Source organism: Natrinema sp. HArc-T2, from assembly GCF_041821085.1.
In the GTDB taxonomy this organism is placed as follows: domain Archaea; phylum Halobacteriota; class Halobacteria; order Halobacteriales; family Natrialbaceae; genus Natrinema.
Map to the genome: position 1 here is coordinate 1 of NZ_JBGUAZ010000017.1, position 9,241 is coordinate 9,241.

The following is a 9,241-nucleotide window of genomic DNA, read 5'->3' on the forward strand; positions in this document are numbered from 1 at the left end:
AAGCAACTCAAAGCGCTCGTCGGTGCCGAAGAGGCGGCGAATCTCCGAGTGTTGAAACAGCAGCTGGACGAGGACTTCATCGACGAGGTCGCCGACGCATAAATGTCGACGCTCGTCGCTGACGCCTCTGCCCTCGTGAGTCTCGGGGTCGTTGCTGACGATGACCCCGATCCACTCGAGCTCTGTCTGTCCTGCTACGAGGTCATCGTCCCAACAGTGGTCATCGAGGAACTCCGAGAGATTGCCTCGTATGATGACGTACACGGTCGGGCTGCAACGACCGTCCTCGACCGAACTAAGACGCTCGAGGCACGATCAGTCGATCTCGACGCCGAATTTCCGCTTGATGACGGCGAAAACGCGGCTGTCACCCTCGCGAATGACCTCGACGCCACACTGTTGCTCTGTGATGGGTTCAATCAACTCGGCCTGGTCCACGCTTCGCTCGCCGATACCCGGCTCGTCACAACGCCGACGCTGCTCTCAGTACTCGTTCGCACCGAACAGCTGTCAGCTGCCGATGCTCGTGCTATTCTCGACGAGATCAGCGGTGCCCGCAGCTGGGACGCAAACAGCTACGTGCAACGTGCCCGGTCATTGCTCGAGGAGCCCTGACACCGACGCTGTCGCCCATCGGATCTCAGTCACCGCCTAGAACCCGTCTGTACCTGGGCCCCTGTTCGGCGCAGACCATGTGCGGGCCAGTCTTGTCGTCCCACATCTTCAACATACGAGAAATTTCTAAGGTGTCACTTGCTCTCGGAACTTTCATCAGTCGATATACTCACATTCAGATATGTACGATCTCACTGCGTTCCAACGTGACATCTTGTACGTGATTGCTGGCCAGAGCGATCCACATGGGCTCGCGATCAAAGACGAACTTGAGGAGTACTACGAGAACGAGGTCCACCACGGACGACTGTATCCGAATCTCGACGAGGTCGTCGACAAAGGGCTTGTCGAGAAAGGCGAGGCCGACAAACGAACGAACTACTACACGATCACAGCGCGTGGTCAACGCGAACTTGAGGACCGTCGCAAGTGGGAAGACCAGTACGTCGATGAGCTACTCTCGAATTCGGAGTGAGACGGGCTCGGCCGCTGAGCGTGCATACTGAGTCGGATCCCTCGAGTACTCTATCACAACCACAGTCTCTGGATGTCGTGGCAGACAGAAGAGTCAGCTAGTAGTATAAAGAATCGACTAGTTAAATCAGCTTACATCTACGTACGTGTGGAATAACAAATATCACCTCGCCTGAATGGCTGGCCCATGGACGACCTTACAGGATTCCAACGAGACCTGCTGTACGTAATCGCGGGTGCTGACAGGCCATCCGGACAGGATGTCAAAGACGAGATCGAGCAGTACTACAGTTCAGAGATCAACCACGGGCGACTGTATCCCAATCTCGATACGATTGTGAATAAGAACCTTGTCGAGAAAGGACAACTCGACAGGCGAACGAACTATTACGCGATTACAGACGAGGGAGAACAAGCGATTGAGGATCGCCGTGAGTGGGAATCCCAGTACGTCGACTGAATTGAGAGCGGAATCGCCCTTGATCATTCCTTTGTTTCCTTAAACCAGTAATTATAAGATGTAGACTGAGAAGTTATATCAGCCACAACTGAGGGAATCTGTTGGCGTAGTAGTCATGACTACCTCACTCTCAAATGGCATGTTCCAGAGTTCTATCGATGCCTGGAATAAATGTTGCCACGCAGTAACCATGTGTTCAGCTGGGCGTCTGCGAAAGACAGGGGTACTTGTCGAACATGGACGTTCAGTAAGAACGGTATCACACTGTGGACACACATACTGGATATAGTCATCTTGAGTCTGGAGAACCCAATTACCCTCAACAGAGTCTGCATAGTCACACTCCCAGCAGAACAGCATCGATTTCTGATCTTCTGGACTATCGCTGTCGTGGTAAGAGAGATGAGGATTCATGTCCTAAAGGAGGGGAGCAAGCAAGATAGTTCTGTCTACACATCTCCTTAGGTAATTAAAGGAGGTAAGAAAGATATCACTTCTGGACGAGTATCCTATATCACGGGCGAGTTTAGAACGCTAAATGGACACTCACTGCAATAGTGTAGCAATAAGTTCGCAGCCGTGGTATACGGATAGGTCACTAAAATAGACTACTCTCCGCACTGCGAGACGCTTGTTGCGCTCGAGCGCGAGGGCAACCTCGCGGACACGTCGGTGACGCCGTGCCTCTTAGGAGAGGTGGACCCTACTCAGAACGAGCGTGACTGCTATCTCTTGATGCAATAGACTTTCCGTGTGGCACACTTTCTACTTGTATGACGATAGATACTGGCGATTCTGTGACGCTTGAGTACACAGGGCGACTTGACGATGAAACAGTGTTCGATACCTCCCGGAAATCCGTCGCCAAGGAGACGGGCCTCGCCGAGGCCCAGCCCGACCGGGAGTACGCGCCGCTGACGGTTAATATCGGTGACGAGCAGGTTATCGAGGGAATGGAGAAGGGACTGATCGGCTTAGAGGTTGGGGAGACTGAAACCCTGACGATCCCGCCGGAGAAGGCCTACGGTGAGCCCAGCGACGATAATATTCAGGAGTTTGAAACCGAGGAGCTCCGAGAGATGCTCGGCGGCCAGACGCCTGAAGAGGGCTCCTATCTTGAGGCCCAGAACGGCAGCCAAGGCGAGGTTGTCCACGTCGATGAGGAGGTTGTCCGAGTGGATTTCAACCCTCGTCTCGCCGGCGAAACGCTGACGTTCGAAGTCGAAATCATCGACGTCAACTGACCTCGAGCGAGGCATTTCCAGCAGAGCGATATAAGCATCATTCCCGCAACTTACTGGCTTGGCCTACCAACCGGAAGTGTGCCTTGATTATGGACAAGAGAAATACTCTCCAGTCACCGGTAGATTCTCCCAATAGGGATCAATCAATTCAATGCACTGCTTGTGAGTCTGCTCTACAGTCACCGGGAAGAGAAAGCATCTCATTCCTGCTCCTTGACCAATTTACTATTCCACTCGTCGGGTGTGACAACCACCTCGAAGAGTTCTGTTCTCTCTGCGGCCTCGCTACTGAAGATCGCGCCGAACTTCTCAACCACCGTCCGGCCGGCGGAGTTCACTGTCCGAGTTGTCGCCATGCACCGCACAAGCCACAACAACCGATCATCCCAGTTGGGGGCGGTGGGCTGGCTATACTCGCATGCTCAACCCATCAGTCAGACGTACTCGCCCGGTTCCGCACAGGCCTGCAGGTACGACACCATCTCAATTCCACACTTGACGCATTCTCCACTAACCCGTGACGGAGGCTAAGCCGACCGAGTGATTGGAACTCCTATCTGCTGACTTCATCCTCTGGATGTTGCACGCTTTTTATCAGTTGAATCATGGGTCAGACTCTATTGCGATACATCGCTCAGCTGTACTTACCATTTGTCGAGGTGTCTAATGATGGGTATGAGAACTGTTCTATGACACCCTGGTGATGAAGTAGCACTCGGCGAGTGAATTGCAATCACCACTTTCGATAATAGGATGAAAGCCCCTGTCACGCTCGAGTCCCGCGCCTGGCGAGACGCACGCGTCTCGCTGCCCTTCGCTCGTTTTACTCGCGAAGACCTCGCTGCGCTCCTCACAGGTTGCAGTGCTTGCGTCGGCGGGGTTCCTCGAGCATACCAGCCCCTTTCAGACCCGCCCACGTAGACTGATTAGGCGGCTGTTGCGTTGGTTGCCCGCTCTTGGTATTCCGCCCGCCCCGCTCGCCGCGTGCCGCCCTCCGCGTCGCTCGCGACCGACCATTCCGGGCTGCGGTTCGCTCCTGACGTCGCTCACCGTTCCGGGCTACAGTGAATCTGGTCTCGACGCCAGCATTAAGCGCGTTTTCGGTTGCGCCCCTCGCGGGTTTTCGCGTTCCAGCGCTTGGTGCCGCCTGCGCTGTCGCGCGCCACACTGCGGCGCGCGTTCTCGACGACAGTCGCGCTGGACGCGGACCCACAGTCCGGGCCGGACACGAGAAACGGCTTAAAGCTGGCCGCTTGCTTCGGGCGGGACGCCGCGCGGTGCTGGTTGGGTTACCTCATTCAGGCGCGCTCTCGCTCGCGCCCAGATGGGCGCTCACGAAGGCGCGAGCGCGAGCGCGCAGATAGATCTAGTCGGTCGGTGTCGTCGGAAAACCGCGATGTCCTAGCATCGCGGTGGTAGGCGCATGAGCGCCTTCAGCGGTACAGGTGAGTACCAATGTCTAGTAACAACTCGAGTAGCAAGGTCGTTACGGTCGATGAACAGGCACTCAAACAGGCGGACGAGCAGGCGGTCGATGAAGATGGCTTTCCGGTCGTCGACGAGACGCCGGAATTCGAGGCAACGGTTGAGCAAGAGGTCCAAGCAAAGGTGGATGCGAACCACCCAGACGGGATCGTCGATACAGATGATGACCGGATCTATGGCGCGACCCTCGAACAGGAAGAGCGCATTCGAGCGCGAGAAGACGAACTTGAGCGGATCAGTGCCCAAGCCGAGATAGGAACACAAGACGGTCGTGCAAAGCGGACACGAACGATCGCTGCGAACCAGAACAAAGCGCGGCGTCTCGAGTTCCAGAAACGGGCGGCGAGCGTGAACCCAATGGCGGACCCGGAGCAATCGGATCCCCGAACAGAACTCACCCAAGAGCAGTTGGCGGCTGTGAACAAGCAGTCGATGCGACTCGCGAAGCAGTTGGATGGCTGGTCTCGAGCGGCGATCAGCCGGCGATTGAGTGAAGCCGTTGTCAGTGGCCAAGACCTGACAAGTGCGGTCGTCAACGTGTTCGAGGAACTGCAGACGGCGCCCGGACACGTCATTCCCATTGGAAAACTCGAGGAGGTCTCTCGAAAAGAGGTGAGCATCGAAGGGCGTGTTGAAACCCTGTGGGATCCCTCGCATCCAAGCATCGCACAGGTTGGTCTCATCGCAGACGACAGTGGCCAGACACGCGTGACGATCTGGAAGTCATCAGACGCGCCGTGGATCGAGGAAGGCGAGCAGGTGCGGATTCACAAGGCTGCCCGGAACTGGCACGAAGGCCGTGTTTCACTGGCCGTGACTGGCTGGACGACGATCCACTTCCCCGAGCTCGGCCGCTGGTGGGAATAGCCGGGGCGGAGCCTCTTTTTTTGCTGGTGTAAACGCAGTCACCGCCACCTCCCACCACCTCCACGGTCCGGGCTGCTCACGGCCGATGGCCGTTTCGCTGCCGGGCTTTCGCCAGAGTATGAGTTTATTTTATGACGTTGCTGGCACATAATAGTTAGTAATATAGTTTCTTTATTCAGAGTCGGATGCGGAAACGGTACATCTCGATTCGGTAACTGTGCGTGCGAACTGAACGGGGCACACTTAATCACTCAGTTAATCAAAACAGCAACGGATCGTGAAAATAATGCGTATTTAACGTTATGTGGGTTCATAGCTGAAGCCAAGGGATATAGGATAGTCAATTATGATGATGTATTTGACGCATTGGCAGCCAGCCACCGACGACAATTACTGGTAAAATCACTCTCCAGCCCCCAACACGTCCCAAAACCGTCTGGCATTTCCCGGGAGGTTGCAGAGGCGGACGAGAACCTACTTCAGAGACATCTATCCAGTTCTCGAACGATTACAGAAGTGGATGAGTACTCGGTCAGTATGCACCACATCCACCTTCCGAAATTGGTAGAGTATGAATTCATCGAGTGGGACCAAGACGATTGTTTCGTAACAAAAGGTCGCCGTTTTGACGAGAGAAGACCTCATCTCAGACTATTGGCTGAACAGCAGGATGAACGCCAGACAAAAAGTCCCGTCCTAACCCATCGGAGGTGAGGTTTGGGTGAGACAGCAGACTATGTTCAGTATCTCTTCTGTACTACTGCTAACTCGAGATCGTCTGTCCGACCTTGTTCAAGTTCCCAGACGGTATTTTCGGTTTGTTATTTCAGGACTCGCTCAGGCCACAGTGCGTAGACTCAGGTCATTACGTCGCAAGGAGGACGACGCCGGCAGCGCCGAGCGCGATACCGAGGGCCTTCTTCGCCGTGACTGCCTCTCCCAATACGACGATGCCGAGGAGTGCTCCACCAACGAGGAACATCCCGAAGATCGGCACGACGACGCTGACGGGGCCAGTCGAAAGAGCGCGGAAATAGCCGACGACAGCACCAGCGAGACAGAGTCCTGCTGCGAGTGCGAACCCGACGGGCCGGGTCGTCACCGACGGAACTGACCACTCACCAAACAAGGCCGCCACAGTTGTCGCTCCCACGGCCAGTGTGCCGACCGCAATCGGCATGACAGTGAATGTCGGCAGGTCTTGCATTGCGATTTTCATAAACAGGAACGCGAACGAATAACAGGCCATCGCCAGCAGCGCCCATAACACGTAGCTCACGGACCCGCCCCCTCCAGATTAAATATTACTCGTCCTTGCCAGTGAGTCATATGTTCACATGAATATCTGGAGGCCGCAAAATAAAACCCTACCGACCGAACGATAACTGAATTCGGTGCCAGCGTTCAGTCAGTCTACTGTATGCAGCACGGTCGCTGAAACCTATCATCGCTTGAGGATTTCAACACAGCCCAGTATTTCAAATCTGGGCATGTCCATCCGGAAATCTCAGACCCGTCATCGAGAAATCGGCCTGCCCCCCTTACGTGAAGAATCGCGAGGACACGGGCACCGAAATCATAAGGCTTTCCGTCTAAAGGAGTATATGGCTAAGAAGAGCGAGCCGCCACAGCAGTCTTCGCACAGGAATGCACTAACGATCTTCGCAGTGGTAAGCACGGCGCTCGCCGTACTGCTCGTCTTCACATACTTGCAATACGTCTTGCTCGCGATCGTGCTCGCATACGTTCTCACACCCGTACAACGGAGACTCGAGCAATGGCTGAGCTCGGCGACGGCAGCGGTCGCCACCATCGCGATGTCGATAGTCGTATTTTTCATTCCGGTCGTATACGTCCTCGCTATCGCTTTTCAGCAGGGCCTGGCACTCCTCACCGCAATCCAGGAGGGAGCGTTCAGACCGGGCCGTATCGAGGACCGATTCGAAACCATCGGATTCGTCGTCGACCTCGACCTGTTGTACGCGACCTATCAGGATCCTATCACGCAGACCGCGCAGCGACTCGCTACTGGCACACTCTCCGTCATCGGCGGCCTCCCGGGTGTGCTGATTGGGCTCACCGTGACAGGTTTCGTCCTCTTTGCACTGTTACGCGACGGCGACCGGTTCGTCGCGTGGCTGGAATCGGTCGTCCCCGTCGACGATCGTGTACAGCGAGAACTGTTCGTAGAGCTCGACCACCTCATGTGGGCCTCCGTCGTGGGTAACGTCGCTGTCGCGGGCATCCAAGCCGTGCTGTTAGGGATCGGACTAGCACTCGTTGGTATGTCCGGGGTCGTCTTCCTGACCGTCGCGACCTTCATCCTCACGCTGCTCCCGCTAATCGGCACGTTCGGTGTCTGGGTGCCAGTTTCGATCTATCTTCTTCTGGTTGGACGGCCCGTGGCAGCGAGCGCGATACTGGTGTATGGTTCGATAATTAGCGTCTCCGACATCTACCTTCGGCCAGTAATCATCGGGCGGAGCGGGGCGATCAATGCGGCAACCATCGTGGTGGGCATTTTCGGGGGACTCGTCGTGTTTGGAGCGATTGGCCTGTTCATCGGGCCCGTGGTCCTTGGGGGAGCGAAAATCATACTCGACCTATTCGCTCGGGAGAACGCGCAACCGATCGCCGACTAATTGCAACCGTCTCCGTCATCCATTTTCACCACTTGAAAAATCAGCTCTCGATATCTCTCCGGCTGCAAGAACAGGGGTGGGACAGGCATAACCGTCCAGCGCCCCTTCTAGTAGAGAGTTACACCATGGATATCTCCGAGATCCTTTCGACGAAGTTCACGGAGTTCGACATCGGCACACCGCTCTCGAAGGTCGCCGGGGCGTTCGAGAACCAGGAACTCGATGCCGTCGTCGTGACGGACGGCGACGAGTATCGCGGTGTCGTTAGCCGTCGACAGCTGGCGTCTTCGTCCAACCAGCCCTCGGCGAAGGTCGGCTCACAGGCACAGCACGTCCCGACTGTCGAACGCACCGAGGATGTCCGCGAGGTCGCGCGGCTCATGATCGGCAGCGACGCCAAAACGCTCCCCGTACTCGACGACGACCGTGTCGTCGGCGTGGTGACCGGCGATGCGGTCCTCGAGGCCGTCCGTCCGTTTCTTGACGCGGCGACCGTCGACGACGCCTACACGGCGGAGTTGGTCAGTGCGACGCCCGAAACCACGATCGGGAAAGCGCTCAATATGCTCCGAGAAGCCGGCATCGCCCATCTTCCGGTCGTCGATGGGGACGACCTCGTGGGTATGCTGAGTCTGTACGACGTCATCGAGTTCACGACGCGAGGCGGCAGCAAGAGCCAGGGCGGTTCGTCGAGCGGCTTCGGTGGCCGCGGCGGTGGTGGGCAGAACCGTGGTGGGTTCGGCGCGCGCGAGGGCGATGCCGACCGGATGCTCGATCTCCCGGTACGGAACCTGATGTCCGATGCAGTCACGACGGTCGAGCGGAGCGCACCGCTCGACGGGGTCGTCGAGACGATGTTCGAGCGGGAGATCTCCTCGCTCGTCGTCACGGCCGACGACACCGACGAGCCGATCGGTATCATCACGAAAACGGACGTCATCGAGGCGCTCACCTGGGAGCGCGACGATCGGAACGCCGTGCAGGTGTTCGGACTCGACTTACTGGAGGGGATGGACCACGACGACGTCTCCGCGCTGATCGAGCGCATGACCTCGAAGTACGGCGAGATGAGCGTGATCAAGGCCAGCATCGAACTACAGGAGCACAAGGAACAGAGCCGGGGTGTGCCGCTGGTACTCGCACGGATTCGACTGGTAACCGACCGTGGCTACTTCACTGCCGATGGGGAGGGATACGGTGCCTCCCACGCCCTCCGTCTCGCAGCGAACGCTGTCGAACGCCAACTCCTCAAGGGGAAGACCTACGGCCACTCGAAGAAGCATCCCGACACTGACGAGCAGGCACAACTCTATGGCTGGTGGCTTGGCGGGTGATCGGATCAATGTCTACAAACAGACGAGTACCCGTTTCTAGCCGGTATGCTCACTAACTGTCAAAGCGAGCCTGGATCTTTTGCTATCTTTCTTCAAGGAGAGAATCCCGGCGTTTACGCC

At 56.6% G+C, this 9,241-nt stretch carries 9 protein-coding genes; 7 read left to right on the forward strand and 2 right to left on the reverse strand.

Translation table 11 applies throughout. The annotated features are described in order from the left end of the window. Positions 1–102: 102 nt before the first annotated feature. From ACERI1_RS18595 to ACERI1_RS18610, 4 genes are all read left to right on the forward strand, one after another. On the forward strand, positions 103–615 hold the full coding sequence (locus ACERI1_RS18595; protein WP_373619968.1) for a hypothetical protein: 513 nt from the start codon (positions 103–105) through the stop codon (positions 613–615). 181 nt (positions 616–796) lie between these two features. After that, positions 797–1,090 carry a PadR family transcriptional regulator gene (locus ACERI1_RS18600; protein WP_373619969.1) on the forward strand — a complete coding sequence of 98 codons (294 nt, stop codon included), beginning with the start codon at positions 797–799 and terminating at the stop codon, positions 1,088–1,090. A gap of 186 nt (positions 1,091–1,276) precedes the next feature. Further along, entirely contained in the window at positions 1,277–1,549 is a 273-nt protein-coding gene (locus ACERI1_RS18605; protein ID WP_373619970.1) for a PadR family transcriptional regulator, read from the forward strand. Between the two features lie 797 nt (positions 1,550–2,346). Then, positions 2,347–2,793: a peptidylprolyl isomerase gene (locus tag ACERI1_RS18610; RefSeq protein WP_373619976.1), complete on the forward strand. Its 447-nt coding sequence runs from the start codon at positions 2,347–2,349 to the stop codon at positions 2,791–2,793. 200 nt (positions 2,794–2,993) lie between these two features. Here ACERI1_RS18610 and ACERI1_RS18615 read toward each other — a convergent pair whose 3' ends face one another. Next, positions 2,994–3,131 (reverse strand): hypothetical protein, encoded by a 138-nt coding sequence (locus ACERI1_RS18615; protein WP_373619971.1) that lies wholly within the window; start codon positions 3,129–3,131, stop codon positions 2,994–2,996. A gap of 1,117 nt (positions 3,132–4,248) precedes the next feature. Here ACERI1_RS18615 and ACERI1_RS18620 point away from each other — a divergent pair. Beyond that, the gene (locus tag ACERI1_RS18620) at positions 4,249–5,145 is read left to right on the forward strand and encodes a DNA-binding protein (RefSeq protein ID WP_373619972.1); all 897 of its coding nucleotides are present in this window, start codon (positions 4,249–4,251) and stop codon (positions 5,143–5,145) included. A gap of 865 nt (positions 5,146–6,010) precedes the next feature. Here ACERI1_RS18620 and ACERI1_RS18625 read toward each other — a convergent pair. Further along, on the reverse strand, positions 6,011–6,424 hold the full coding sequence (locus tag ACERI1_RS18625) for an EamA family transporter (RefSeq protein ID WP_373619973.1): 414 nt from the start codon (positions 6,422–6,424) through the stop codon (positions 6,011–6,013). Positions 6,425–6,635: 211 nt separating this feature from the next. On the opposite strand from ACERI1_RS18625, the gene ACERI1_RS18630 reads away from it, so the two are divergent. After that, a complete protein-coding gene (locus ACERI1_RS18630) occupies positions 6,636–7,787 on the forward strand; it encodes an AI-2E family transporter (protein WP_373619974.1) in 1,152 nt (383 codons plus the stop codon). Positions 7,788–7,912: 125 nt separating this feature from the next. Then, the gene (locus ACERI1_RS18635) at positions 7,913–9,121 is read left to right on the forward strand and encodes a CBS domain-containing protein (protein ID WP_373619975.1); all 1,209 of its coding nucleotides are present in this window, start codon (positions 7,913–7,915) and stop codon (positions 9,119–9,121) included. Positions 9,122–9,241: the final 120 nt, after the last annotated feature.

Bases quoted from the DNA above. Each gene is read 5' to 3' on its own strand.
- ACERI1_RS18635 (WP_373619975.1), top strand. From the start codon at position 7,913: ATGGATATCTCCGAGATCCTTTCGACGAAGTTCACGGAGTTCGACATC.
- ACERI1_RS18630 (WP_373619974.1), top strand. From the start codon at position 6,636: ATGTCCATCCGGAAATCTCAGACCCGTCATCGAGAAATCGGCCTGCCC.
- ACERI1_RS18620 (WP_373619972.1), top strand. From the start codon at position 4,249: ATGTCTAGTAACAACTCGAGTAGCAAGGTCGTTACGGTCGATGAACAG.
- ACERI1_RS18595 (WP_373619968.1), top strand. From the start codon at position 103: ATGTCGACGCTCGTCGCTGACGCCTCTGCCCTCGTGAGTCTCGGGGTC.
- ACERI1_RS18600 (WP_373619969.1), top strand. From the start codon at position 797: ATGTACGATCTCACTGCGTTCCAACGTGACATCTTGTACGTGATTGCT.
- ACERI1_RS18605 (WP_373619970.1), top strand. From the start codon at position 1,277: ATGGACGACCTTACAGGATTCCAACGAGACCTGCTGTACGTAATCGCG.